The organism is Paenibacillus sp. HGF5, assembly GCF_000204455.1.
Lineage (GTDB): Bacteria > Bacillota > Bacilli > Paenibacillales > Paenibacillaceae > Paenibacillus_AQ > Paenibacillus_AQ lautus_A.
The window spans coordinates 1-25,005 of sequence record NZ_AEXS01000127.1 but is presented as its reverse complement, the minus strand read 5'-3'; the positions used below and the strand labels follow the sequence as shown (position 1 = coordinate 25,005).

Annotated in this window: 25 protein-coding genes and 2 pseudogenes; 4 read left to right on the top strand and 23 right to left on the bottom strand. The window is 44.4% G+C overall.

Features of this window, described 5'->3' with window-relative positions; translation table 11 throughout:
• Positions 1 to 95: 95 nt before the first annotated feature.
• From HMPREF9412_RS19680 to HMPREF9412_RS19650, 7 genes are all read right to left on the bottom strand, one after another.
• Positions 96 to 350, bottom strand: coding sequence for a hypothetical protein (locus tag HMPREF9412_RS19680; protein ID WP_009593474.1), 255 nt, complete (start codon positions 348 to 350; stop codon positions 96 to 98).
• 179 nt (positions 351 to 529) lie between these two features.
• Positions 530 to 1,204 carry a Type 1 glutamine amidotransferase-like domain-containing protein gene (locus tag HMPREF9412_RS19675; RefSeq protein ID WP_009593454.1) on the bottom strand — a complete coding sequence of 225 codons (675 nt, stop codon included), beginning with the start codon at positions 1,202 to 1,204 and terminating at the stop codon, positions 530 to 532.
• A 420-nt stretch (positions 1,205 to 1,624) separates the two neighbouring features.
• The gene (locus tag HMPREF9412_RS19670) at positions 1,625 to 2,383 is read right to left on the bottom strand and encodes an ABC transporter permease (protein ID WP_009593472.1); all 759 of its coding nucleotides are present in this window, start codon (positions 2,381 to 2,383) and stop codon (positions 1,625 to 1,627) included.
• Entirely contained in the window at positions 2,380 to 3,129 is a 750-nt protein-coding gene (locus tag HMPREF9412_RS19665) for an ABC transporter permease (protein ID WP_009593451.1), read from the bottom strand. The genes HMPREF9412_RS19670 and HMPREF9412_RS19665 overlap by 4 nt, the downstream gene beginning before the upstream one ends.
• Positions 3,126 to 3,839, bottom strand: a complete 714-nt coding sequence (locus tag HMPREF9412_RS19660; RefSeq protein ID WP_009593460.1) for an ABC transporter ATP-binding protein — start codon at positions 3,837 to 3,839, stop codon at positions 3,126 to 3,128. Before HMPREF9412_RS19660 ends, HMPREF9412_RS19665 begins: the two co-directional genes overlap by 4 nt.
• A 92-nt stretch (positions 3,840 to 3,931) precedes the next feature.
• Positions 3,932 to 4,942 (bottom strand): sensor histidine kinase, encoded by a 1,011-nt coding sequence (locus HMPREF9412_RS19655; RefSeq protein ID WP_009593446.1) that lies wholly within the window; start codon positions 4,940 to 4,942, stop codon positions 3,932 to 3,934.
• Positions 4,939 to 5,616: a response regulator transcription factor gene (locus tag HMPREF9412_RS19650; RefSeq protein ID WP_009593465.1), complete on the bottom strand. Its 678-nt coding sequence runs from the start codon at positions 5,614 to 5,616 to the stop codon at positions 4,939 to 4,941. The genes HMPREF9412_RS19655 and HMPREF9412_RS19650 overlap by 4 nt, the downstream gene beginning before the upstream one ends.
• Before the next feature lie 696 nt (positions 5,617 to 6,312).
• Here HMPREF9412_RS19650 and HMPREF9412_RS19645 point away from each other — a divergent pair.
• Positions 6,313 to 6,909: a dihydrofolate reductase family protein gene (locus HMPREF9412_RS19645; protein WP_009593467.1), complete on the top strand. Its 597-nt coding sequence runs from the start codon at positions 6,313 to 6,315 to the stop codon at positions 6,907 to 6,909.
• Positions 6,910 to 6,946: 37 nt separating this feature from the next.
• On the opposite strand, the pseudogene HMPREF9412_RS33395 reads toward HMPREF9412_RS19645, so the two are convergent.
• Positions 6,947 to 7,066: pseudogene (locus HMPREF9412_RS33395) on the bottom strand (Gfo/Idh/MocA family protein); the annotation flags it as partial.
• On the opposite strand from HMPREF9412_RS33395, the gene HMPREF9412_RS33390 reads away from it, so the two are divergent.
• On the top strand, positions 7,020 to 7,319 hold the full coding sequence (locus HMPREF9412_RS33390; RefSeq protein WP_254664076.1) for a helix-turn-helix domain-containing protein: 300 nt from the start codon (positions 7,020 to 7,022) through the stop codon (positions 7,317 to 7,319). The pseudogene HMPREF9412_RS33395 and the gene HMPREF9412_RS33390 sit on opposite strands and share 47 nt — an antisense overlap.
• Before the next feature lie 175 nt (positions 7,320 to 7,494).
• On the opposite strand, the gene HMPREF9412_RS19640 is transcribed toward HMPREF9412_RS33390, so the two are convergent.
• The 5 genes from HMPREF9412_RS19640 to HMPREF9412_RS19620 form a co-directional block, all read right to left on the bottom strand.
• Positions 7,495 to 7,884, bottom strand: coding sequence for a hypothetical protein (locus HMPREF9412_RS19640; protein ID WP_009593475.1), 390 nt, complete (start codon positions 7,882 to 7,884; stop codon positions 7,495 to 7,497).
• On the bottom strand, positions 7,885 to 9,276 hold the full coding sequence (locus HMPREF9412_RS19635; protein WP_009593456.1) for a sensor histidine kinase: 1,392 nt from the start codon (positions 9,274 to 9,276) through the stop codon (positions 7,885 to 7,887).
• Positions 9,273 to 9,944: a response regulator transcription factor gene (locus HMPREF9412_RS19630; protein WP_009593476.1), complete on the bottom strand. Its 672-nt coding sequence runs from the start codon at positions 9,942 to 9,944 to the stop codon at positions 9,273 to 9,275. The genes HMPREF9412_RS19635 and HMPREF9412_RS19630 overlap by 4 nt, the downstream gene beginning before the upstream one ends.
• 26 nt (positions 9,945 to 9,970) lie before the next feature.
• Positions 9,971 to 12,088, bottom strand: a complete 2,118-nt coding sequence (locus HMPREF9412_RS19625) for an MMPL family transporter (protein WP_009593470.1) — start codon at positions 12,086 to 12,088, stop codon at positions 9,971 to 9,973.
• 281 nt (positions 12,089 to 12,369) lie between these two features.
• Entirely contained in the window at positions 12,370 to 12,750 is a 381-nt protein-coding gene (locus tag HMPREF9412_RS19620) for a MerR family transcriptional regulator (RefSeq protein WP_302622001.1), read from the bottom strand.
• A gap of 231 nt (positions 12,751 to 12,981) precedes the next feature.
• Here HMPREF9412_RS19620 and HMPREF9412_RS19615 point away from each other — a divergent pair, with 231 nt between their 5' ends.
• On the top strand, positions 12,982 to 13,737 hold the full coding sequence (locus HMPREF9412_RS19615; RefSeq protein ID WP_009593445.1) for an SDR family NAD(P)-dependent oxidoreductase: 756 nt from the start codon (positions 12,982 to 12,984) through the stop codon (positions 13,735 to 13,737).
• Positions 13,738 to 14,262: 525 nt separating this feature from the next.
• The gene (locus HMPREF9412_RS33385; protein WP_254664075.1) at positions 14,263 to 14,469 is read left to right on the top strand and encodes a hypothetical protein; all 207 of its coding nucleotides are present in this window, start codon (positions 14,263 to 14,265) and stop codon (positions 14,467 to 14,469) included.
• Between the two features lie 61 nt (positions 14,470 to 14,530).
• Here the strand turns inward: HMPREF9412_RS33385 and HMPREF9412_RS19605 are convergent, their stop codons facing one another.
• The 10 genes and pseudogenes from HMPREF9412_RS19605 to HMPREF9412_RS19560 all read right to left on the bottom strand — a co-directional run bounded on the left by HMPREF9412_RS19605 (position 14,531) and on the right by HMPREF9412_RS19560 (position 23,933).
• Positions 14,531 to 15,469 carry a phosphotransferase family protein gene (locus HMPREF9412_RS19605; protein WP_009593458.1) on the bottom strand — a complete coding sequence of 313 codons (939 nt, stop codon included), beginning with the start codon at positions 15,467 to 15,469 and terminating at the stop codon, positions 14,531 to 14,533.
• A gap of 209 nt (positions 15,470 to 15,678) precedes the next feature.
• The gene (locus HMPREF9412_RS19600) at positions 15,679 to 16,284 is read right to left on the bottom strand and encodes an SGNH/GDSL hydrolase family protein (protein ID WP_009593444.1); all 606 of its coding nucleotides are present in this window, start codon (positions 16,282 to 16,284) and stop codon (positions 15,679 to 15,681) included.
• A gap of 106 nt (positions 16,285 to 16,390) precedes the next feature.
• Entirely contained in the window at positions 16,391 to 17,290 is a 900-nt protein-coding gene (locus HMPREF9412_RS19595) for a sensor histidine kinase (RefSeq protein ID WP_009593455.1), read from the bottom strand.
• Positions 17,291 to 17,310: 20 nt separating this feature from the next.
• Positions 17,311 to 18,075: an ABC transporter permease gene (locus HMPREF9412_RS19590; RefSeq protein WP_009593450.1), complete on the bottom strand. Its 765-nt coding sequence runs from the start codon at positions 18,073 to 18,075 to the stop codon at positions 17,311 to 17,313.
• Positions 18,068 to 18,991, bottom strand: a complete 924-nt coding sequence (locus HMPREF9412_RS19585; protein WP_009593447.1) for an ABC transporter ATP-binding protein — start codon at positions 18,989 to 18,991, stop codon at positions 18,068 to 18,070. The genes HMPREF9412_RS19590 and HMPREF9412_RS19585 overlap by 8 nt, the downstream gene beginning before the upstream one ends.
• On the bottom strand, positions 18,988 to 19,647 hold the full coding sequence (locus tag HMPREF9412_RS33380) for a serine hydrolase (RefSeq protein ID WP_009593477.1): 660 nt from the start codon (positions 19,645 to 19,647) through the stop codon (positions 18,988 to 18,990). Before HMPREF9412_RS33380 ends, HMPREF9412_RS19585 begins: the two co-directional genes overlap by 4 nt.
• A 32-nt stretch (positions 19,648 to 19,679) precedes the next feature.
• Positions 19,680 to 20,438, bottom strand: coding sequence for a serine hydrolase domain-containing protein (locus HMPREF9412_RS33375; protein WP_009593453.1), 759 nt, complete (start codon positions 20,436 to 20,438; stop codon positions 19,680 to 19,682).
• Positions 20,439 to 20,527: 89 nt separating this feature from the next.
• Positions 20,528 to 21,223 (bottom strand): response regulator transcription factor, encoded by a 696-nt coding sequence (locus HMPREF9412_RS19570; RefSeq protein WP_009593457.1) that lies wholly within the window; start codon positions 21,221 to 21,223, stop codon positions 20,528 to 20,530.
• A gap of 200 nt (positions 21,224 to 21,423) precedes the next feature.
• Positions 21,424 to 21,849: a protein-tyrosine phosphatase family protein gene (locus HMPREF9412_RS32155; RefSeq protein WP_083829979.1), complete on the bottom strand. Its 426-nt coding sequence runs from the start codon at positions 21,847 to 21,849 to the stop codon at positions 21,424 to 21,426.
• Positions 21,850 to 21,908: 59 nt separating this feature from the next.
• Positions 21,909 to 23,933: pseudogene (locus HMPREF9412_RS19560) on the bottom strand (M20/M25/M40 family metallo-hydrolase).
• Positions 23,934 to 25,005 lie beyond the last annotated feature (1,072 nt).

Genomic DNA, 25,005 nt, shown 5'->3' with positions numbered 1-25,005 from the left:
AAAATAGCGATTTCAATGGACCATATTCTTGTCCCTCGACATTTAAAAAAGACAACCGATCGCTCTGACCAGCTGCCTCCTCTTCTTTATTCAGCTCACGTTAGCGAAATTGATCTGATTAATCGATTAAGGCTGCCAAACTTCCCATATGTTACCGTCAGGGTCAGCAAATTCAAAACAGCCATCACCATCCCAGGCTCAACACGATCGTTGGTTGCAGGTTGGTACCCTAAATTCTTTTGATACCATTTAATAGACTCGTAAACATCATTTACTGGTACGTAAATACAAGTAATTCCCGTAATGTCTTCCAGCCCTTCTTCCATTTTGAACTCCTCATTTGCCTGCATAGCTTATCATCCCTTTACATCCTTTCAGATACAAAGATCGTCCTCGTAAAATTCCTTAGCTTATTCTAGCTTTATATCAAACCACGGTTATATGCGATGATTTCCTCTGGTGTAGCTTGGTGAAATACTAGAGGACAATGCGGAAATCTCTTCTCCATTGTGCTCATCTCCACTCTTTCTTATAGGAGGTGCGAAAAATGTTTCCAATTCCCTTCGGAGACAACTTCAACCACTCCGTCGATCACTTTGATGGCGGTCTGATCATCAATCGCATACGCTGGCCCTTGCATCCCGGCGGCCCATCTCTCTGCATCAGCCATGGTGTTTCTCGGCAGCATTTCATGGTCCAGATGCGGAAATATTGCAAAATCAACGAAACTCAGCGTTTCATCGCCGCCAGTGGGTGGAGTCCAGCCAACGAAGAATTCCCCGATGTTAGGTGCCATCACCATACTCCCGGCGCTCAGTCCCACATAAACTGTCTGCAGAGACGGCAAGAGGTCTGCCAGTCCGGACTGCCGCATCCAGTGGCACAGGTAGAGGGCGTCGCCGCCCGCAACCAGAAGGACGTCCGTCTCCCTTACTAGCGGTACCCAGCGGTCTTTGTCGATGCTTGGCAGCGCTGTGAGTTCCAGCACGCCGACGGACTTCCAGCCCAAATCGACCATGGGATTCTCGGAATTCCCGCTGATGAACTGCCATGCTTTGACGCCGGGGCCTACCCAGGGGTGTCCGTACATCGCGGTGGGAATGCACAGAGCGTTGCAATCGGCGATCGGCTTGCCCAGCATGTCAACTAGCGCGTTGTGTATGCTTTTGTTATTAATGCCTGCAGATGTGAGTAATAATTTCATAACTTCACTCCTTTGTGTGCGTCTGTCGTTTATTCTTTTAGACTTTAGGGGGGCTATATAAACTACAATATAGTACATTTCAGTTCGGATTGTTTCTTACAGATTGCTAATATAATCTGCCCGTTCGTTAAATTGAGGGCGTCTGCCTACGTGATATCGGGAATGTAACCATGTTCTTGTCATCAGTCGGGAATGTTATCAAGTTCTTGTCATTGTGTTTTAACAAGAACTTGTCCCGATAAAATAAAAAAGCCGCTAAATTAGCGACTTTCTAGAGGTCTAGGTTCTTGTCCATCGACAACTTTCAATGAGACTTTGTCCTTGTACTCTGTCACATCAATCATATCAGACCATCGTACTTTTTCAGAAATTTTTCAAAAAATCACTACCGTTATATTTTTGAATAGATGAACCTTATACTCAGGCATCACGTTTACGGTAAAATACAATAGCTGCTATAATAAAATTCAGTGTCCATATCATTGAAATCCCTGTCCCTTGCATTGGTGAAAGGACATTTATTTCATCAGAGGAAGGCGGCATATACATATAATATCCTGCCGTATCCGGAAAATACATTGTAATACTAGGTAGAAAATCTCTCGATAATGGACTGACAATGAAATAATAACCAAGCAGTACCACTAAAGCAGGAGTGGTTCGTCTTAATAAAGCACCTATAGCTGCACTGAGAAGTGTGGTTAATGTTAGATAGCCTGCTGCACCTGCTAACGCTTCTACCATGGTATCTAAACCAATCACTGCTGCTGTGTCTCTCATCATCATATAAGTATATAGTACACCGGATGCAGCGATAATAAAGGCCGCGGGAACGGTTATGATTGCCAATGCCAAATGCTTCATGGATAGTTGGATCCCACGACAAGGCATCGCAGCTAACGTAGTTCGAATCTGTCCACCGGTATACTCTGAGCAAGTAGCTAAGATCCCAAGTATAATGAATCCTGCTTGAAGATATTCCATCGAAGCAAACCCAATATTCAGTATACTTTGCGATCCTATTGCCCCTTGTAGACCAATAGACGTAAAAGCTGCGGCTAATCCTAAATTAAGAATGAATGTACCCATAAGAGTGAGCCATATCAATGGTAATGTAACTAATTTATCCAGTTCAGCACGAAGGATTTGTGTTTTTTTTCTAATAGAAGGGACACTCATGCTGCAACGTCCCTCCTATGGAATACAATAGCTGCAGCAATGAAAAGAACGACTACCCAGGCTGACATGACTATACCGCCTGTGAACGGAGTGAGAAATCTGTCGCTCAGAAACATAAACATTTCAAGGCCAGCCCTATCCGGTAAGTATAACGCTAACTTTGTAACCTTAGAAAGCAGGAAACTAAATGAAACAACGGATGTATTTATGATGAGCACAGCAAGCGGAATCGTGCCATTCTTAGTCAGTACAGTAATCCCGAATGCTAATAGAGCAGTGAATGTCCAGTAACAAACTGCACCGAGCAGCTTCGACCATTCTAATACAGGGGTATGCTCACCAAGAACAAGATGCGTAGCTGACACAGTTGTCATTATAGCAACGATACAAAGCAGTATACTGATTACTGTCACAGCACCTGCTTTTGCCAGCAAAAATTGAAGCCTTGACGAAACAACCGTTAAACTTGTTGTAATCTGTTGTCCTCCGCCAGATTCACTGCTCTCTGTTAAATACTCGCTGCTGACAGCAAGCACACCAAGGATGATGACACCTTGTACACCAAGGGCTAATCCAATATAGCCAACTTCCAATAGCCGTGTGCTAACTCCAGCTATAATCTCCTCTTTTTGCGCTATACTGTCTAAAGCGGCTATGACCGCAGGAGAAAATGCTCCAACAAGAAAGGCAAGCCAAATGCCCGGCAGGGAGAACAATTTAGATAGTTCCGCGTTGAATGCTCTCATACAACACCACCTGCATGTTCAGATGTCCGGGCAAAAAAAGCTTTTTCCAGCGTGGAATGGTTACCTATTACTTCATCCAATGTTCCATCTGCAACGATTGTTCCTTGCTTAATAATGACCACATCATCGACTGTCTCTGCAAGCTCTCCTATAAGATGACTGGATAGTAACACCGTGTTGCCAGACTCGGCCCGTTTACGCAAGAATGTCCGGATCCAACGAATTCCTTCCGGGTCGAGCCCATTTACGGGTTCATCTAGAACCAATATTGGGGGATCACCCAGTAGTGCAGCGGCCATTCCAAGTCTTCTCCCCATACCAAGCGAATAATTTCCCACTCTTTTGTCAGCTGCATTAGTAAGACCTACGATTTCCAAAACTTCCTCGACACGTGAGCGAGACAATCCTGCGGCACAAGCAATCCAGCGCAAGTGTGCCCGCCCTGTTCGCATACGATGGGCCCCGGATCCATCAAGTGCAGCACCTACTGTCGCTAGAGGATTATGTAACGCTGAAAATGGCTTGCCATTTATGAGTGCACTCCCTGATGTGGCACGATCTAATCCAAGCAGGATGCGAAGTGTAGAACTTTTACCTGCCCCATTCGGACCTAAAAAACCAGTCACTCTGCCAGGTCTCGCTTTAAAACTGATACCTGATAAGATTTCTTGAGTTCCGCGATGTTTGACTACGTTATTAATGGTAAGCAACCATAACACTCCCTTTCTGTTATGGCTCTCATTATAAAGAAGCAAAGTTACATCGCGGTTATCATGGCGTTTACTTCTGGGTTACCTTTGGGTTACGCTCTACCAATAACTACTCTTGTGCCATTTTCATTTGATGTAAAGTCAGCTTTCAGCTTCATTTTTTTCAACATGTAATTTGAAGTCGATAAACCAATCCCTGCCCCATGCTCATAGGAAGAGTTATCCAAGCCTGGACCTCTGTCTGCAATAATGATCTGTTCTTTTTCTATATCAACCACAATATTTGCATATTTCCCTTCTGCTGCATGGCGTAGAATATTTTGAAATAAATTATCCAAAACCCGTTTCATCCAATTAGGATCTGCTTCCCAATAAAAAGTCTCCTCTCCCGGTAAATCAACATCAAGCTGAATTTCTTTTTCTTCAAATACAGGATACCACGCAGCAACAGATGCTCTTACTAGACGTCCAATATCTGTTGAAACGGGCACAAAAGGATGTTTTCCTGAGGTAAGCAATGTATAGGACAGTAAATCATCCATTAGATCTCCGACTCTTGTAATCGTATGGTTGATCTCTGTTAACGAGTTTTGTCCTTCTAAACTCATGGGTTCTTTATTTAAGCGGGTGACATGTCCTCTCAAAATAGTAAGCGGCGTTCGTAAGTCGTGAGATAAATTCGCAATGAGTCGATGTCGTAATAACTCCTCTTCATATTCTCGCTTGCGACTGTCTTCAAGCTGCTGAATCATCCAATTAAAAGAACTTCCTAACTGGTCTATCTCATCCATACGATCACTTTGAACAGATATGGTTTTAGGGAATGAGTTGTTTTTAGCTGATAATGACATGACTTCTTGTAAGCGGGCGAGACGTTTTTGAAGTTTCAAGAAGAACCGCCAGGATAAGATCACGAATGCGACAATAATAAAACCAAACACTAGTACGGTAACGTAAAACAGATTTAACGTATTTACATTTTTATCATGGATATCTGAAACCCCAAAAAACGCACTGATGAAAATAATCATAATCGGAGGAAAAAAGATAAATAGAAAATGTACTTTTAGAAAACGACGAAATAATGATCTATTTTGCTTCATAATTTCACCCTATAGCCAATTCCCTTCAACGTTTCAATAATCTCCGGAGAATCGGGATGGCGTTCCAGCTTTTGACGCAGTCGGTGGATATGCACCATTAGTGTTTTATCGCCTGTTATATAAGCTTCTTCCCAAATAGCTTCATAAATTTGTTCTTTTGTTAAAACTTGATTAGGGTGGCGTAAGAAGTACATTAAGATTTGATGCTGTTTCCCTGTTAATATTATTTCTTCTCCTGTGTGTTTATCAAATATCATTTGACCTTCTGGATCTACTTCAATCTGATTTCCTAATGAAATGCGATCGGGTTTTGTTCCACCATTACGACGGATTAATACTTCTATTCTTGCAACTAATTCATCCGTGTGGAATGGTTTCGTTAAGTAGTCATCAGCAAATTGCAAACCATCTACTTTATCATCTATCGATGTTCGAGCAGTTAACAGCAAAATAGGAATAGCAGGAGCTGTCTTCTTTAATCGTCTTCCCACAGTAAATCCGTCTAAACCGGGTAACATGATATCCAAAATAACGATTTCGTGCTGATTGACTTCTTTTTCGGCTCCTTCACCAGTTAGCAGCCACTGAACTGAAAACCCTCGCTGCTCCAATTCTTCCTTTACCCAACTGCCTATTTTCTCGTTATCTTCAATATATAACACGCTTCTTTTCAATTAACATCCCTCTCTCTACTCGGGGTTCTCTATTAGACAGATTAACACAATCTAAAATATGGTTTCCATTTAAGACAATTTTAACGTTCGTTAAAAATGAGACCCGTCTAAACTGCGCGTTGGCTTATGTCTCCCGACATAATTAAATAGAATTATCTCTTTCAAGGCATATATTATAGGTCAACTTGATTTATCATTTCCATATATTCCCTTTATTTATTTCCTAATTCACGTTGTATTCTTCTGAGTGCGATGTTACGGCAAAGGTTATCTGTATGTGGTTCCCGGCAAAATATGTATCACCGCAGCGCCTAACCCTCCAATGCACGTTTGTTACTGCATTATATAAATAATCAAAAACGTACAAAGGCGGTTGATTAACCCCTGCCCGTTAGCTTAAAAAAGGCAACTGATATCTTTGATCGGCTGCCTTCTTGTCTTCGTTAAACTAATGTGTCCCATTAGTTTAACGAAGGTTGGGGATAAGCCCTCCTTTAGGTCCTCAATTTTGATCGAGGCCCTAGAAGTAAAGGTGTGATACTTAACAAAGACCATTACTACTTTAATCGGCTCATGTTCTTGTCCTTTTCGACAACCGGTAAAGTTCTTGTCCCGAGTCAAGGACAAGAACCTGTACCGATAAAATAAAAAAATTGCTAAAATAGTCTGTAATCCAGATGTAGGAGGAACTCAATTATGAGAAAAATTATTGTGCTTGAACATGTCTCCCTTGATGGCGTCATACAAGCCCCAGGAGAGCCAGACGAAGATGTCAGCGACGGTTTCGCATATGGCGGGTGGTCAGCGCCATATTCTAACGAGATCGTTGGAACGCTACTGAGAAGGCAGATGAACATGCCGTTCGATCTGTTGTTAGGGCGCAAAACCTATGAAATTTGGGCACCGTATTGGCCGCAACATGCGGACGTATGGCCGAGGGCCAACCAGGCTAACAAGTACGTCGTCTCGAACACCATGACATCTGGCGAATGGCAGCCGTCCGTATTTTTAAGTGGAAATATTGTGGGGAAAATCACTCAAATCAAGCAACAGCAAGGGCCAGATTTGCATGTTTGGGGAAGCGGTGATCTCGTTCAGACGCTTATCAAGCATGATTTGGTCGATGTGTTCTGGCTGATGATATATCCAATAACGTTGGGCAGTGGAAAGCGGTTGTTTGCTGGAGGCACTACCCCGGCGGCATTTAAGGTGACGGAAAGCAAAGTCGCCCCGAATGGCGTTATTGTCGTGAATTACGAGCGTGCAGGCGCAATCACAACCGGAAGTTTATGATTATTCGATTATCTATTCTATATGCATTCTTGAATCACTACGTTATCCGCATAGCTTTCTGCTGCGCTTTCAGACACCATTCTGCCGCCATAAAAGCGTGTGCATGGGACATGGCGTTCTCGGTTCGATTCAAGCAGTCGAGAATCAGTTCGCCGAATGGTAATTACCGACTTTGCTGTGGAGCACCTCCGCCTGCTCGCAGCCGGCGCTTTGTCCGTAAAATAATCTTAACCTGCTCTTCCGATGAAGTATTTCATCAATCCATACAACTCCTAGCGACTACAAAAAAACCGATCTCGCTTATTGTGGAGGAGATCGGATTAACAAATAGCTCTTATTTTTGCAAATGGTTTAAAACGCAAATGGGAATCACGCCGCATCAATATCGAAAAAAATGGACGAGTACCTAAATAACGGGAGTACCGATAAAACAAAATCCCGCTAAATTAGCGACTTTCAATGGGAGTCTGTTCTTATCTATTAGGTATTCTTTCGGCATTTCCTTTATACGAGCAACAGTTTTCATTTTGCTGAGCCCAATACTAAAAGCCCCCTCTCCGCTGGAGAAGGGGCTTACGTATCTATCTACTCTTTTTCTGTTAAGAATGTAATAATGGCGAACAGCAAGAAGGCTAATAATAAGAGCGAACCGCCCACAATAAAGAAGATCATCACAAAGGTCTCATCCCATTGGAACGGGTTTAAATTGTACATCCACATGCCAAACGTCAAGCCAAATGCGCCCAGCATGGCCAGCCAGCCGTGGATGGCCACCAGCTTTTTATATCTCACCTTGTTTACCTTGTAAAAGATCCCCCAGGCAAACACCGACAGCCATCCTACCAGCAAAATATGTGCATGAATCGGCCGCATGGAATAATCCATATTGCCGGACATTTGGGACCCGATAAAGGTCCCGAGAATGCCGAAGAGCGCCGCAAAGCGTATGAGTCGTATACTCCAGGTCTGTTCCATCTAATTATCATTTCCTTCCTTTGGAAACATGACGGTAAAGGTAGTTCCTTTTCCGAGTTCGCTCTCGAGCGATATGGTTCCGTTTAATAATGTAACGACTTCTTTTACAATGGACAAGCCGAGGCCTGTCCCGTCTTTTTTGCGAGTAGTATCCACCCGGTAGAAGCGTTCAAACACCTGTTCAGCTGATTCTTCAGACAAGCCAACGCCGGTATCCTGAAACGCTAGCCGGATCATATCCGACTCTATGCTGCAGGTAATAAAGACATGGCCGTTTGGCTGATTATACTTAATAGCGTTAGTAATGAGATTATCCCACACGATGGCAAGCAGCTCGCGGTCCGAGAACAATACTGCCTCATCCAGTTTGTATGAAATGGTCAGATTCCTGTCCTGCAGGCTCCACTGGTGTTTCTTGATGGATTCCTTAATTTGCAGATCCAGACGAACAGGGCTCTTTTTTACGGGATACCCGGATTGGTCCAAAGAGGTAATCAGCAGAAGCTGCTTCGTTAAATTCGATAATCTTCGGGCTTCATCATTGACAATGCCAGCGTATTGGAGCCGTTCCTTCTCATTCAGGCCCGTGCTGAGGAGCAGATCCGCGTAGCCCTGAATATTCATCAAGGGTGATTGAAAATCGTGAGATACATTGTTTATAAAGGACTTCCTGGCGATATCATTATGCATAAGCTGCTGCTGCATGTTCAAGAAATTGCCGGCCAGCTGGCCAATCTCATCCTGCCGACTGATATTCAAGGCGTACGTAAAATCTTCATTGGTTATCGCTTTGGTCGCCTCGGACAATTCGGATATCGGGTGAGTCAGCCGTTTAGCCATCATGATAACCCCCAGTACGCTTACAAGGGCAATGGCAACGATGAATCCCGCCAGCATCATATGAATATCAGAGAACAAAATTTGGCTGTCTGGTTTTACAAATAAAGCGTGGGGTTCATTGTCGATCCGAACGGGTAGACCGATTGTATTTCTTATATCATTGGAGAAATGACCCATCATCCAGAACTGATCCCATGTTCCCTCTTTGCCCATGTAGCGGTCGCCTTGCAGCACCCGCTCCAGCGTCTGGCGAGGGAGACTGCTCTGTTCAAAAGACTGTCCAAAGGTAGTCCCTCCTCCGGATGGATCAACGAAATAAATCTGGTACCCTAATTGTCCGATGGACTGCAAAAAGGGCTGAACAGCATGATCGACCATATGCATGTTCTCTAGAACATGAACAATTTGCTCAGCCACCTCTAGATTTTGCTGGGTCATCTCGTCCTTGGTAAATACGACGTAAACCACGTTAGCCAGGACAAAGCCGATCAGCATGCTGATTCCTAAAATGAGCAGAATGGCTGAAATAAACTCACGGTATAATGTCCTCATTCAACAGCCTCTAATCTATAGCCGATGCCCCTGATCGTTTGGATTTCGACTGCCGCGCCGTATCGCTTCAACCGTTCGCGGATCCGGTTCATATGCGTATTTAACGTCATCTCATGCCCCTCATAATTTTCGCCCCATGCCTGTTCGAGCAGCAGCGACCGAGGTGTGACCTTATTTACCCGGGTTGCGAGCATTGTGAGAAGCTCAAATTCTTTTAAAGGAAAGAGGATCGTTTCATCATTAATGATGACCTCAAAGTCATTCCGGTTGATTTTGACGTTACCAACTTTTAAGACGCTCTCCAGAGCACGTCCATAGCGGCGCAGAACCACGGCCACCCGAAACAGCAATTCCTTCGGCTCAAACGGCTTCACAAGGTAGTCTTCGGAGCCTGATCTGAATCCCTGCTCCTTATCGGACAGCTGCCCTTTTGCAGTCAACAGAATGACGGGGATTTCCAGCTCTTTGGTTAAAATTTTAGTTAAGGAGAAACCGTCCATCCCGGGCATCATGACATCCACAATGGCGAGGTTCACCTCAGTCTCCTCTAGAAGCTTAAGGGCATATTGGCCGTTTTGGGCCTGTAAAACCTCATAGCCTTCGCGGGTCAGATGAATCGTCACGAGCTGCAGGATATCATAATCGTCATCCACCACTAAAATTTTCATGAAAATCCCCTCCTTACCTTATGCGCTTAAGATGAACGTGTTTGCGGATCCTTATCTTTTTCAAAGAACAAAATTAAGGATGGAAGCAGCATCCCTCTGACGAGGAATGTATCTATGAGTATACCGATCGCCACCATAAACCCGAACACGAAAAGATCCGCAATCGGCATCGTTGTCAGAGCCGCGAATGTAGCGGCTAATATGACACCTGCCGAGGAAATGACGCCGCCTGTATTACGAATAGCAACTTCAAGAGCTTCCTTTACATTCTTCGTTTTTCGCTCTTCGAGGAAACGGGAAATCATAATGATGTTATAGTCAATGCCGAGCGCCACCAGGAAAATAAACGCGTACACCGGAACCCGGGTGCTGATGGATTCGTATCCGAACAGAGCATCCACCAGGAACAGGCCGAGCCCCAGAGCGGATACGTAAGATATCAGGATGGTCGCCATCATGTAAATCGACATTTTTAATGAACGGGTGAGTGCGATAAGCAGTACCAGAATCAGAATCGTTTCTAAAATAACCACCTTGATAATATCACTATTGTTAACAGCTCGCTCATCAACTAGTTTGGCTGTCACGCCGCCGTAGTAAACATCTCCCTGTAAGGACAAATCGTTTAGTATGGCATCGGACTGGTACCGAAGCTCTTCGACAAAATCAATGGCCTCGGTAGAATACGGATTCATGGTCAGCGCGACGCTGAACTTGGCCGCAGTATAATCCTCCTTGATGCCGGACGTACGTACCGAGCTGATTTCCTCGTGGCTGTTCAGCTTCTCTATAAATTGGCCGATCTGATCTTCGGACAGTGCCGTCTCGGATTCCAGAAGGACAGTGGAAGGTGCGAGCTCTCCCTTGTTATATTTGGATTCCACAATCTCGTAACCGACGCGGGAAGGTAAATCCTCAGGAAACTTTTTAACGGTGTCAAACTCATATTTCAGGTTGAACACATTCAGCGCCGTAATAATCATAAAGACAACAACGATTCCGCCTGTTAAAAGCGGCTTGTTCACTACAAATTTGGCGATTGGCCCCCATATCCTGTGTTTGATCTCATGCTCCTGGCCGTATTTAGGTACCTTAGGCCAGAATGCCTTACGACCAAACAGAGTAAACAAGGCTGGAACCAAGGTCACAGAAGCCAGCATAATAATAAACATGGCGAGCCCGAACACCGGTGCAAAGTTCTGATAATCACGGAAGTCTGTGAAAAATAAAATAAGCATGGCTGCCAGCACGGTTCCGCCGGCAAAAAACACAGGCTCTCCGGTTGCACGCATGGCGTACTGCATAGCGGTATATTTGCTTTCATGTTTGTTCAGTTCCTCACGGTAGCGCGAAAATACGAACAGCGAGTAGTCGATTACAGCCGCAAAGAGCAGGATGCTCATTATAGAGGTCGTCGAGTTATTAATCTCGAGTCCGGCTGCGCCCATCAAAGCTACAGATTGATTCACCACCTGATATACAATGACGGTGGCCAGCAGCGGAATAATCGCCAGCAGCGGGGAACGGTAAATGACAATCAACAATATCAGGATGATGCCAATCGTGGCCAACAGCAGGACAACGTCAGCCTGCTCGAACAGCTTGACCGTATCACCAGCAATTCCGGCGGGTCCCGTAATATAAAATATGGTGTCGAGATCCTTCGCAATTTCATTGCCGATCTCTGAGGCCTTATCATTAATTTCGGAGTATTCGCTGTTGCCAAGTCCAGCCTCAAGACTCATCGGGACTATTATGGTGGATTCGTCTTCCGATGTGAAGCCTGCCAGTGCCTGTGGCGGCAGTGCGCTGATATCGACAATGGAATCGACCCCTTCGATATCTGCCGAAATAATGCCTTTCAAGATCTGTTTAACTTCATTGACATGGATGGCGCCTGACTCGTTATGAAATACGAGAATGCCTGGCGCTCCCTGCTGATTGGGGAAATTTTCCTCCAATTTGTTCTCCGCTATGATGGATTGTGCCTCATCAGGGAGTGACTGAAAGTTAGTCACCTTGTATTCACTCAGCCTTGGGCCTGCGCTTAAGCCGATCATGGCTACCAGCCAGACCACAATGGTAATCCACATCCCCCGCTTGGTTGATACCCAGTCGGTGATGGGACTTAGTATTTTTCTCAACTGCTCTTCACCCCTCCTAAATTGATCGTTCTTACTCTAGCACACGTAAATAAACTTAATATAAACTCCCAAGCACCTATTCCTTGTTGCCCTTTAGCTTAATGGAATAATAAGAGTTAAATATGTCTATAACGCAGTGTAAATGCATGTTTTAGGGCCATCCTTTTTACGGCATGGCCCTTTCCTTGATCTCTCTAGGTATGGCTATTTGGAAATTGTATGTTTGAGCCTTATATAAAAATACAAAGTCGCTACATTAGCGACTTTGTATTTGGACATAATCAAATTTTGATGTTGGTTCGTTCAATCTGAGATTCTATTACATCATATAGAGCAAGTTTATAGTTTATTTTATCCAAGTTAATATAAAGTTCCTTTATGCTTTTCTCAATTTCTTTTTTATGATGAAGCATCATCATTTTTCGTTCCGAAATCGTCGAATCCCCTTCCTTATACAAATATACATACTTCTGAATTTGAGCAATCGGCATTCCTGTAGCTCTAAGCGCAGTAACGAAGTGAATCCAGCTTATATCATCTTCGTCATATAACCGCTTCCCATTTTCATTTCTCTTCACATGTGGAAGCAGCCCCTCCTTCTCGTAGTATCGAAGTGTAGGAGCCGCCATCCCTGTCAATTCAGTAACTTCCCTTATAGTCAACAAAATAAAATCATCGCCTCCTATTAAAGTGAACTTTAATTGTTTTTTTGGAATATCTAATAAAAAATCCAATATTTTCGCTATAAAAGATGAGGAAGATGGGAGTAAATCAAATATTCCACGGTTTAATTATACACTTTTTTCTCAGTGGAAAAGTCTTGACTTAAAGTGAACTTTATAATCTATGATAACAATGTAATTAGAAATGAGCCCTGAAAGGATGAAGTTACAATGAATAATATCTCAATCGTCACCGGTGGTAGCCGTGGACTTGGTCGCAATACTGCCATCAGTATTGCGCGTCATGGCGGTGATGTCATCTTGACCTATCGTAGCCAAGCAGAAGAAGCAATGTCTGTTGTTGCTGAGATCGAATCTTTGGGTCGCAAAGCAGTGGCATTACAACTTGATGTTGGTAATATTGCCAGCTTTACGGCCTTTGTTGAAACAGTTCGTTCGACCCTGCGGTCTACTTGGGATAGTGCCACTTTCCATCATCTGGTGAATAATGCTGGCCACGGAGAAATGATAGACTATGCCGAAACTACAGAAGCTCAGTTCGACGGCCTGTTCAATGTGCATGTCAAAGGCGTATTTTTCTTGACCCAGGCTCTTCTGCCGCTTCTTGCAGATGGCGGTCGTATTGTGAACTTCTCATCGGGACTCACTCGCGTCTCTTTTCCTGGATTCTCCGCCTATTCTGCCGCAAAGGGCGCGGTCGAGATTCTAACCATCTATTTGGCCAAAGAACTGGGTCACCGAGGTATTACCGCTAATACCATTGCACCTGGAGCAATCGAAACCGATTTTCTGGGAGGTTCTGTACGTGACATACCTGCTTACAATGACACGTTTGCCTCGATGACTGCCCTTGGTCGAGTCGGCGTACCCGAGGACATTGGTCCTGTAGTGGCCAACCTACTAGGATCCGACAATCGCTGGGTTAATGCGCAGAGAATCGAAGTCTCGGGTGGTCAGAACATCTGATCTCAAGTAATAGCAGCAAAGACAATCCGTGAAACTGGGGTTCCGGGGATATCTGATCCAAAAAGCTTTTGACATGATTGAAGGATTAGGTACCATCTTCTTGTCTTTCAGTTAAGTAAATTATTCATTAAGCTAACCTGCCCGTTAGCTTAATGAGCTCTTCTTTTGTTTATACTCGATAGCAATGATCTAAGTTCGTTCTTATTTCCACGGGAGCTTTCCGGGGTCTTTCTCGGCATAGATCGGAATATCCACACCGTTCAAGCTGTTTTCGCTATAAACTAACCTTGGCGTCATAAAGCCCTTGCGTGGTGTCATGCTTCAGCAAGCTTTGGATTTTTCAGGACCATTTGAGGTATTTATTTCAGGAAGTAACAGGGGGCAAGACTTCAATGTTTACACTGTGGCGGAAAAAGCAAGTCCGATTACGGCATAAGGAGGTCTAAGCATCAATCCAACCTATACTATATATACCTGCCCTAAACCTGATGTATTGGTGATTCCTGGAGGTTGGGGTTAAACCGATTGGCTATTGATGAATTGCGAAAGATTGTACCTGCTACTACTGAAATATTTGAAGAAAATCGCTTTGTTGATAATGGGAAAATTGTATTATCCGCCGGAGTATCCGCTGGCATCGATGCTTCGTTGTATGTTGTAGAGAAATTACTGGGCGTAAATAGAGCTGTCAAAACTGCAGATCTTATGGAGTTTGATTGGAGGAGGGCATAGAGAATACGGTGCACATTTGATTACTGAAACATAAAGTTAAAAAATATTAACTATTTTTCTGCTAATCCATAATCATGTCAATGACTTGTTTCGCAAAAGCAGCATAGGGTTCGATCAGATCAGGACTCCGATCAATAGCCCACCTGAGATTATCGAAAGCCCTTAATAGCAGCAAATGCCTCGTTTCAGAAAGGTCTTTTTCACTTATTCCGTACCCGTCCATGAACGCTTTGAATTCCTCAACACTTGCGCTTTCTTCTAATCCCAGGATTTGGTAATGCATCAATTGTGCAACAGTTGCATGCGGTACCACGTTAACTTCTGCATTCCAATCCAGCAATATAACTTGGCTCGACTGATTGACAATCGTATTCTTTAAAGAGATATCCCCATGGTTTAAACCGAAGTGGAACGGTTCACTCTTCAAATTTTCAAACAGTTTTCTTACTTTCTGCGATTCCATCTGAGTGATTACTCCAAGCTCAATCAAGGGGTCATCCTCTGTCAAACTATTGATATTATACTGCACATACCCTTGCCAACTGCCGTCTGATCCGGCATGAGAAGGTGATTGAAAATCACCCTGGAGTGGATCAATCAGATTACCTCCGTATCCCTTCACTTGGATCGAATGAATAAGCTTGGCATATTCGCCCAGTTTCCTCCAAACATCGGACGTGGGAACAGTATTGTCTAGCCCGTTGTCCCCTTCAATAAATGCCTGGATCATATAAGCGGTTTCATCAACTATACCAATGAACAATACCTCAGGTCCAGGAACGCCAACTGCGGCTGCTTGCTCGATACACCATTTTTCTTTAATATAGCTTGGAAATGTATCTTTATCGTTCATGCGGACAACAACTTTGCGACTCTCCGTTTCAACTACGCAAACCTGATTTGTGATGCCCTTGCCTAAGATCTGATATGAAGATTTTACTTGTTCCAGAAGAAAATCGCTTGCAATTCGTTCTGCTAGTCTAACTACAGAGTTTTCCATAGTTTCTTCAATCCCCCCTCATGTGTGGTAAGCTTCGAACATTTTACCACACACTTTTTTGGAAAGTACTTTTAAAACTAAACTAGCCTGCCCGTTAGTTGAACAAAAGCAGCTGATCACGTTTGGCCAGCTGCTTTAATGGTTTTATTAAGCTACCGTTACCGGTTACCGTAATGATTTCTATTCCCAATGATTAATACCTCATGTTGCTACAACCAGGTCTTCTCGATTTCGGCAAGCGTTATTGTAGTCGAGCCCTCGTCCGAAGGGTGAATTCCATCCGGAATAAGCCGGTCGAATTCGGCGGGGTTCTCGTCTAACATTCTCCGCCAAACCGGGTAATGATCGATGAGCAAAAGTCCGCGCAAGCGAGCCGTATCTCTGTACACCTGATAATATTGCTCAATCAGAGGACGAATTTCTAGGTGTTCCCGAACCGGCGGATTCATGGTCATCAACAGAATTTCGCAATTCTTGTTGGCAGCACGTAATCGATCAATAAGAGCATTCAGGTTTTCACCGCATTTCGTAATGCTCGTCTGATAAGGCAAATACGAGTCGTTTATAGCGAATTCCAGAAAAACGGCGTCGGGAGCGAAAGCGATTACACGTTCCTCCAAATGTTCAAGTCCCCAGCCCGACCATTGTGCAGCTTTGGCGCTGTTGGTCAACTTAACTTGTCCCGGAAACCGGCGATCCAGAATTTCCTTTAATCCGCTGACCCAAGCGCCGCCTTCGGTTAGACTCGTTCCATAAACGACGATGTGCTGATGTTTGCCGTTTTCCAAATTGCTGATTGTTGCCGATAGGCTCATACCGCTCAGCTCATCCTTCCATTTCTGTTTTAGATAAATTTTTTTGCTTATTCTATTCGCCCTTGAGTCACGCAATCCTGCCCGTTAGAATTCCTGTAAATACGAATCAGCTTCGCTTCCACTCGCATCTCATCTCCAAGCATCCATCTTGGAGCCTAGCAGTCAATCGCCCGTTCATCTTTAACATGAGACTATAAGCAATGGATAACCCCAAACCAGTTCTGCGGCTCGATCTTGACCGATCCGCTGTGTAGAAGCGATCAAACAGTTTGTCTATGTCTTGCTCGCTTAAGTTGTCCGCTTGATTCCTGATGATAAGCAGAATATTCCCCTCATTCTCCTTCAAACTAATCGCTACATTGCCTGTCGTATGACGGATCACATTACTGATTAAATTTTCGAATACACGTTCGACTGCTGACTGATCCACGTCGGCAATGAGCGGTTCATCCGTTATTTGAAGGTCCGGTACTATTTGGTTCTCAATAAATTGATCATAGAAACCGGTCAACACATCCCACAACAATGCATTTATTTGTACCGGTTCAAGCTTAAGGTGATACTCTGTAGATTGCACAAGAGACAACTCGAAAAACTCATGCAGTAAGGTATGTAATCGATCAGCAGTGGCTCTGATAATAGACATATATTCCTGTCGTTTCTCGTCCGTGACAGAACTGACTTCCAATAATTTGGTATATCCGATAATAGCCGTTAGCGGTGTTCTCAAATCATGGGACATATTAGCGATCGCTTGTCTCAATTCGCGATCACTGCGTATTCGATCCCTGTTCGACTGGACCGCCAGATCGATTAATTGATTGATATTTCCAGCGAGCTCTTCGATATCTTTGTCCAGTAAAGCAATATCGACCTTCTTCCCGCTCAAGCCTTGATGAAAGCGTTCGACCTGGACCGATAAACGTCTCATTTCTTTCTTGATCCACGCAAGACGAAGGAGAAAAATGAACATTAGCAGAACTGCAGTGATCGTTACATAGATCATTTTTCTCCACCTCACGGCCTTTATTTAATCTCTTTCCTGTTAAACACCAAATTCCCGCACAACATCAGAACTAGAAGGGTGCTTATTCCAACCGACAAAGACTGGATAATATCAGCGTCGGACATCCTGATTCGGAAGGAATCAATAAGATGATGGAATATCGAATAATGATACAATGTTTCCAAGATCCCCGGCAGCGGTCTCAGAACTTCTGCTACGGAAATGAATAATGCGATTACGACGGAGATTATAATGGTTTTCCCGCTATCTTCCACAAGCAGCGCGATCAGCATCAACAAGGCAACGAGGGCCATCAAATGAATGAGGAACAAACCCAGTGCTCTTGCCAAGTAGCCCAATGCCGACGGGTTTGTCATTTCGCCAAATCCAAACAATAGCTTTCCGCCCATGATTACAATTAACGGGCACACCACAGCCAGAATCACGGAACCGAGTGCCAATATGACGAGCTTAGCTAAAAAGATATGACTTCTGCGATTCCCGCTCATGACCATGTTCTTGACGACCCCTATTGTAAAGTCATTCGCAACAAAAAATCCGGCCAATGTGCACAAGAATAACATGAAGTAGAACGGGGTTGTAGCCAGCGCAAGGGATGAGAACTGCTCCAGTCCCGCATCCATGAACAAGTTATTCATCTTCCACCATCCGATGGTGATTAAATAGTGCATGAGGGCAAAAACAACGGTTACCGTGATGGTCAGTGTCCAGAATACTTTATTCTTGCTGAGTTTGAACAGCTCCGCATGTAATAAATTAATCATGAAGCTCTCCCCCGACCCGTTTGGTAAAATAACTTTCCAAGTCATCCCCGCCTGGCGCAAAATATTCGATGACCAGACCGCTGCTTGTCAAAGCCATTGATACCCTTCTGACATCGTGATCGAGGCTGTAAAGCTTGATCGTGCCATCCTGCAAAACTTCATAATCGGGTGTGCCCAGTTCCATTTCGAGAACCGTTGCTGCCTTGCTTGGATCATCGACCCGGATACGAAGATGCTGTCTGCACTTCTCATTTAATTCAACGTGGGTCAATTGCTCCAACAGTCTGCCTCTATGAATAATGCCGTACTTCGTTGCCATCTGATGAAGCTCGCTCAAGATATGGCTGGATATCAGAATCGTTAGTCCCATCTCGCGATTCAGCCTCTTGACCAGCTCTCTAAGCTCCACGATGCCTCCTGGGTCAAGGCCATTCGTCGGTTCATCAAGTATAAGCAGCTCCGGGTCACCCAGCAAGGCGATAGCCAACCCCAATCGCTGCTTCATGCCGAGTGAAAAGTTCTTTACCTTCTTCTTCCCCGTATCCTGCAGTCCGACGAGCGCAAGCGTCTTCGCTATGCACGCCTTGCCAGGGATCCCCCGGAGCAATCGATGGACTTCCAGATTATCGTGGGCCGACATATCGGGATGTAATGCCGGGCTTTCAATGATCGCTCCTACGCGCTTTCGGGCTTCAATCAACCCCGCTTCATTGCTTTCCCCGAACAAGCTTACGGTTCCGCTCGTTGGCCGGGCCAGCGCGGTCACCATGCGCAGCAACGTACTTTTGCCTGCCCCGTTCTGCCCGATAAAACCGTATATATCACCTTTTTCGACAACCATGTTAACACGATCAAGGGCAGTCTGTTCTTTGTATTTCTTTGTCAAGTCGATCGTTGTCAAAACAGATTCCTTCACTGGGAGATACCCCCTCTGATCCGATGATACATTCGTGTCCCGGTGATGGACACGGCACATAGGAAGATGACGAACAATAGAATCGCCAAGGCCGGCCACAGGCGGAATACATCCAGGATCGTCGTACTGTTATCCTGCAATTCCGGGACGATAAACAGTAACCAACCGATCCCCGCGATCGGAATGATTTGCGGGATTAACCGCAGATAATAGCGTAGAGCTGAATAGTGTCGGCGTCGATCGGACCACTTCTTGCCGAACAGGATCCCTCTGATTCCCAAACCAGCATACAGCAACGTCAGCAATCCAACGGAGAAATCAATAATTGTCGGTATTGGTGTCTTCACTGTGGGCGCTTGTCCTTCGGTGAGTCGGATAATGCCGTCGCTTATCGCATACGCATGCTCGAAAGTGGTGGTGAAGCTATTAAGCATGACCGCTACTGCATAGCCGCTCTCTGGTACGATGGTTTGTTGAGCCTGATAGCTGGATAAGGCTCCGCTATGCTGCACGCGTTTCGGCGCGATATCCGAAGCGCTGAGCGACCAGCCTAGTCCATAATGCTCGCTTCCGGGTTGCGGGGAATAGGAATCCCCCAGCAAGGATTCGGATAATAATCTTTCTCCGGATGCGCTTACGCCGTTACGGGTGTGCATCGCAAGCCATTCTCCCATATCCGCCGCTGTCGTTACGATTCCCCCGAACCGGTGAACATTCGTTCCATCTCGGATATGGAAATTGCCGTTCCGAAGGCCGTGACATACCCGTGCGGCAGCCCGGGAACCGAATCGCCAGAGTTCACGGGCGAGAGGGAATCGTCCATGCCGAGCGGAGAGAACACCTTCGTGTCTAGATACGCAGCGAACTCCATGCCGCTTACGTTCTCCACCAGCCATGCCAGGATCCAATAGTTCGCATTGCTATAGGAGTACCCCTCACCGGGATCGGACTGTAGCTGCCACTGGTGCACACGCTTGACGCCTTTTTCCAAGGTATCCGCCTTGGACACGATGGTCGGGTTGGATATTCCGGAAGTATGGCTAAGCAGATGGCGGATGGTGACTTGACCGACTCTTTGGTCGTTCATCTTCAGGTCGGGCAAATGCCGGACGATCGGATCGTCCAGTCCGAAAGCTCCTTCATCTATGAGCTGCAGTACGGCAAAGGCGGTAAATGATTTGGAGACGGAACCGATTCTTAGTAAGGAATGCTCCGTCAGGGGTTTTCCTTCGGAATCATGCCCATAGCCTTGCGCATGGACGATCCCGCCATCCTTGACGATAACAATCGAGGCGCCTGGCAGCCCGTTTCGAATCAAATAACGTTCAACATAGTCGTCCACTGCGCCCTTGTCGAGAACAGACGCGGCATGGGTTGACGGAGGAAAATACAGAAACGGGGCCAAAAGCGTTATTGTTGCTATTATTGCGATTAAAATCTTTTTCATTGCACATTCTCCTATACGATATGATGTTCTTTCATTCTAAACATCAGATCCTAATAGGATATTAACCAACATCTTAAGAAATCATTAATTCATCCTCTCAACCGATATCCCATACCCCATATAGTCTCAATATACTCGGCCTCCGGGTTTGCCTGCGCTAGCTTCTTTCTCAAGTTGCTCATATGTACCGTAATTGTGTTGTCATCACCCAAGTAGGCGTCTCCCCACACCGCTTCAAATAGATTCTGCTTTGTAAATACTTTCTTCGGATAAGACATGAGGAGTTCCAGCACCGTAAATTCCCTCGCAGTCAGCACCACACCGGAACCGTTAACCGTGACCGCCTTCGTATCGCTATCCAAATGAATGTCCTTGTACGTCAATTGACGGATCAGATCGGGTTCTGCTGCACGTCTATATCTGCGGAGATGGATGTCGAGTCTGGCCGCTACCTCTTCCACATCAAATGGCTTAGTAATGTAGTCGTCCGCTCCCATTCTTAGCACGGCGACTTTGGACTGCTGCTCGTTTTTGGCCGATATAATGATAACCGGCAGGCGGCGATCCGGACCCAACTTCCGAAGGATTTCTTCCCCGGCAAGACCGGGAAGCATCAGATCGAGCAATACCATGCTCCACTCCCGATCATTGGCCAAATACAACAATGCTTCTGTGCCGGAAAAAACCGGCTGCGGTACGTATCCGCTATTGGTTATGATTTCGCATAATAACTGGTTAATTTCATTATCATCTTCGATAACCAATATTTTTATAGTTCCATTCATAGCATACACTCCATTATTCAAGACTCTTTCCGATTGTTTCGAGATGTTCTCCATGAACGTGCCGAATACGTATGATTTCCCTTATCCGTCTGCCTAACATCAAATTGATATTAGTATTCTACGATTATATAGTTCGATCACTTTACTTGAAAATCCCCCCTTATATCTTCTCTATTATGTAGGATAAACCATGCAGGACCTTAGAAACGAGAGACAAAGCGGCGTTGCCAAGGCGTCTCAACAGCACGCGGTGTGTAGTGCTTGCGAATATAATCGACAGCTTTATGATTTGGTAAGCCATCAATCACAGCGAGACAGGCTAATGCAGTACCCGTTCGTCCTATCCCTCCCCCACAGGCGATTTCAACCCGTTCAACTTCAGAGCGAGTCCATGCTTCGCGAAGCGCGTCAGCGGCTGCAAGCTTGTTTTTTGGCAGCCAGAAGTCCGGCCAAGGAATCCAGCGGCTATCCCAGGCAACCGGCGCTGGTGGTCGCCCGAGCAGATAGAGTGCAAAAGTGGGCTCAAGCCCTTGGGGAAGAGGATGCCTTAGTGCTCGGCCGCGGACAAGTCGACCTGAAGGAAGGCGCAGCACGCCTGGCGATTCGGGGTTCCAGGTATCATTCATAATGTCACTCTCCTAAGGTAAAATTTTTGAATCAGGATAACATCTTCTTTGCTTAAGGATTAATAAGTTACACGTTTAATCACAAAAATACTTTCGTCAAACAGTCCACTTGTAATTAGATGTGGCGGACGTTTGGAACGAATTTCTGGATCCGGATGTTGTTCAGAACCAAATGTAAACTCTACAGGCTGATTCCCTTTAACTTCTACAAAGACATCCAAACCTTGTTTTGGAATACCTGCTTGTTTGTAATAAAAAGTTTCCATTGATTTAGCTATGGTAAAGGCTTCTACACCAACTTTTATTTTTTGAACGCGACCACCAGGTATGGACAGATACATGTTTTGCACATCGGTTCCACCTGTAAATCGAAAATGAATGATTTTATTTCCTTGTTTTGTCTCTCTATTTACTAGCTTTATTTGTGGCATTTGATAGTTTCGTACAGGTGCAATTCCTACCCATGCTTTTTTATCATAATTAAACGGTAAGATAGATTTAATATTGGATATATTCGTTGAAGCTATATATTTCTTCGTCCAATCATCTGGTGGCTGGGTTGTAACCCACTGTGCTTGTTTTTTATCCTGATCCACGACATAGAATAAGTTACTATCTATAGGTCGATCTGCGCTTGGGTTAGCCCTGAAAAAACTAATCGATAATATGACTACCGCGATTCCTAACAGGGTGTAAGGCACCCATTGTCCTAATTGAATTAGCTGTTTACTTTGCATGAATAACAAAGCTAAGAGCCAAACCAAAAGTAACATGAGATAAGGTACAAAACTAACCGGAAAAAAGGTAAACAGTAACTTAAGCAGTGGGACGAACAGTACTACTGGTAAGAAGGATGTAAGGGATAACATCCATGTATTGGTGCTAATTGTATCCATTTTATTCTTCCATACTCCCCACCCAAGCATCAATAGGGATACAAGTAATGGCCAAGTAAACAGATAGCTAGCACCTGGTAGAAATTGTGTTAACAAGATGAGGAATAGGACACCAAGAAAGATTGCGGACAAAGTCATTTCCCATTCATTTAGCGAACGAAATTTCCTCCAGATCAGGAGACAGATTGAAGCAGTGATTAATAGAAATGCCCACTGATAAAAAGAGCTGTCATATATTGCGCCACTAAATAAGGTCATTTTTTCAGCCCAAAAAGCGTTTACACCCCTCCAAATCAGTACCGTTGCGAGGATCGAAGAAATGACAGCTAACAGGATTGCTAGCAAACTTATTCCTAACCCTTTGTAAGTGGCGCACTTTTTCTTGACTGCAAGGATCGTAACCATTGCATATAAAAGCAGAATCAGTCCTGTAAGGGGATAGACCCAATAATAGGAGTAGGAAATGACGACGCCAAAAAAGTTAAAATACACTGCATTCTCTTTCTTAATATCATGTAAATCCAATTGACCGAAGTGCCTAGCCATTGCTAAGGCGTTTTGCCCTTGGTGCTCTAACGAACGTATATCTAGGTGGTTGACATCATCACGTGGTGTATGGTATTCGGTCCATCCATCACCATACGCAAAATTCAGTCCGGGTATTTTATTTTCATTGGAAACCGTTAGATCCGAGTCGTTTGGCATGATTTCAAATAGATTTCCTAGTAAGGATGAGGTAACGGGACGTGGGGCTGCTTTGGCAAATTCTTTTACCATCCAACCGTTTTTATCACTGGTTTGGAACATGATCGACGGACCACTTGTTCCTCTTGCCTCGAAATTAATGATGAGATCCATTTTTTGTTAATGCTTTGATTTCGTCCAAAATTCCTTTGCTCCCATTAGTCCTTGCTCTTCACCATCCGTAAACACAAAATAGATATCATTCTTTAAAGGAGGAGCTGATTTTAATACACGTATGGTTTCTAATAAAGCGGCTACTCCGCTTCCATCATCACTAGCTCCTGGTCCTTGTTGAACGGAGTCATAGTGTGCAGACATCATCATTGCATGATCACTTCCAGTACCTTCAAGTTTAACAAGGACGTTGTACATATCTCCGCCAGTTAACATTTTGGGGTACAGAGAAGCATGATTGGAATGCTCTATTTCTGGTTGTAGTCCCATTAATTTTAGTTGTTTTACAAGATAATTTCTTACTTTTTCATTTTCAACTGATCCGCTTGGATGAGCAGTCTTTGCTATGTGATTTAAGTGTTGGACAGCTCGATCCGCGGAGAAATTTTTCGAGATATCCGTCTTCTTATCTGGACTTGGAGGAACAATGGTATAAAGGCTGATAAAAGCAAACAAGAATATAAATGATATTGTCGTAAAAGCTTTAATATATTGGTTATTCGTCATAATTGATCCCTTCTTAATGTTATTGGCTTGCTTTGTACAGGCAATTTACTATGAAGCAAACGATTAATTTTTGAATGTAATGCGCCTTCAGAAGGGAATTGCAGTTCCATGGTTGTAAATATCATATTGAATAAGATAAAAACAAACCAATGGTTTATCTTACAGTTACCTTACTTTACGGTAAGGTTGGTTGGTAATTTAGAAAAAAGTACGCTTTGTCGTCCCTTTGCCAATAAGGAAGTTTACATGGATAAATTTGATTTGTAGGATAAACTAATTGAAGATCCTATTTACGAACTGAGGAAATTGTGCAGATCGGCTGCTGATGTAAGTTTTGTCGAGGGAAATCTGACGTGGTTTGCGTTGAAGAAGTCTTCCGCAAAAATAAGAAGAAGGTGTTACGCTTTCTGCTGTTACATTAAGTTAACCTGCCCGTAATAATAAAAAGCCGCAATTTATGCGGCTTTTTATGTCTTTATGTTCTCCGAAATGAAATCAAGCTTTTCCGTAATCTTGTGTGATTTCTCTGCGGATGAGTACTAAGATGATTGCCAATCAATAACGGGCCTAGGACTGATCAGCTCAATACAATCTGAAATAAACAAGCGCGGGCTTCAGCCTTCGTACAAGTAATAATTGCCTGTCGAGGTATCGGTAATGACGAACGGATCTTGGATCCTTCCCATTCGAATGGATCGTGATAGCTACTGGGTGGATGGATGGATCAGCATGGATTTGAGAGGCACCATCGAATCCTGCGGAACGTAATAATTGAATTTATTGTCGCTGATCTGCCCAAGCAGCTGGCGGCGTATCGGATCGGCGTCCTTCAGCA

Excerpts from the sequence above, each read along its gene's own strand:
- HMPREF9412_RS19680 (WP_009593474.1), bottom strand. The coding sequence starts at position 350 with ATGCAGGCAAATGAGGAGTTCAAAATGGAAGAAGGGCTGGAAGACATT.
- HMPREF9412_RS19675 (WP_009593454.1), bottom strand. The coding sequence starts at position 1,204 with ATGAAATTATTACTCACATCTGCAGGCATTAATAACAAAAGCATACAC.
- HMPREF9412_RS19670 (WP_009593472.1), bottom strand. The coding sequence starts at position 2,383 with ATGAGTGTCCCTTCTATTAGAAAAAAAACACAAATCCTTCGTGCTGAA.
- HMPREF9412_RS19665 (WP_009593451.1), bottom strand. The coding sequence starts at position 3,129 with ATGAGAGCATTCAACGCGGAACTATCTAAATTGTTCTCCCTGCCGGGC.
- HMPREF9412_RS19655 (WP_009593446.1), bottom strand. The coding sequence starts at position 4,942 with ATGAAGCAAAATAGATCATTATTTCGTCGTTTTCTAAAAGTACATTTT.
- HMPREF9412_RS19645 (WP_009593467.1), top strand. The coding sequence starts at position 6,313 with ATGAGAAAAATTATTGTGCTTGAACATGTCTCCCTTGATGGCGTCATA.
- HMPREF9412_RS33390 (WP_254664076.1), top strand. The coding sequence starts at position 7,020 with ATGGCGTTCTCGGTTCGATTCAAGCAGTCGAGAATCAGTTCGCCGAAT.
- HMPREF9412_RS19640 (WP_009593475.1), bottom strand. The coding sequence starts at position 7,884 with ATGGAACAGACCTGGAGTATACGACTCATACGCTTTGCGGCGCTCTTC.
- HMPREF9412_RS19635 (WP_009593456.1), bottom strand. The coding sequence starts at position 9,276 with ATGAGGACATTATACCGTGAGTTTATTTCAGCCATTCTGCTCATTTTA.
- HMPREF9412_RS19630 (WP_009593476.1), bottom strand. The coding sequence starts at position 9,944 with ATGAAAATTTTAGTGGTGGATGACGATTATGATATCCTGCAGCTCGTG.
- HMPREF9412_RS19615 (WP_009593445.1), top strand. The coding sequence starts at position 12,982 with ATGAATAATATCTCAATCGTCACCGGTGGTAGCCGTGGACTTGGTCGC.
- HMPREF9412_RS19605 (WP_009593458.1), bottom strand. The coding sequence starts at position 15,469 with ATGGAAAACTCTGTAGTTAGACTAGCAGAACGAATTGCAAGCGATTTT.
- HMPREF9412_RS19600 (WP_009593444.1), bottom strand. The coding sequence starts at position 16,284 with ATGAGCCTATCGGCAACAATCAGCAATTTGGAAAACGGCAAACATCAG.
- HMPREF9412_RS19595 (WP_009593455.1), bottom strand. The coding sequence starts at position 17,290 with ATGATCTATGTAACGATCACTGCAGTTCTGCTAATGTTCATTTTTCTC.
- HMPREF9412_RS19590 (WP_009593450.1), bottom strand. The coding sequence starts at position 18,075 with ATGATTAATTTATTACATGCGGAGCTGTTCAAACTCAGCAAGAATAAA.
- HMPREF9412_RS33380 (WP_009593477.1), bottom strand. The coding sequence starts at position 19,647 with ATGCACACCCGTAACGGCGTAAGCGCATCCGGAGAAAGATTATTATCC.
- HMPREF9412_RS33375 (WP_009593453.1), bottom strand. The coding sequence starts at position 20,438 with ATGAAAAAGATTTTAATCGCAATAATAGCAACAATAACGCTTTTGGCC.
- HMPREF9412_RS19570 (WP_009593457.1), bottom strand. The coding sequence starts at position 21,223 with ATGAATGGAACTATAAAAATATTGGTTATCGAAGATGATAATGAAATT.
- HMPREF9412_RS32155 (WP_083829979.1), bottom strand. The coding sequence starts at position 21,849 with ATGAATGATACCTGGAACCCCGAATCGCCAGGCGTGCTGCGCCTTCCT.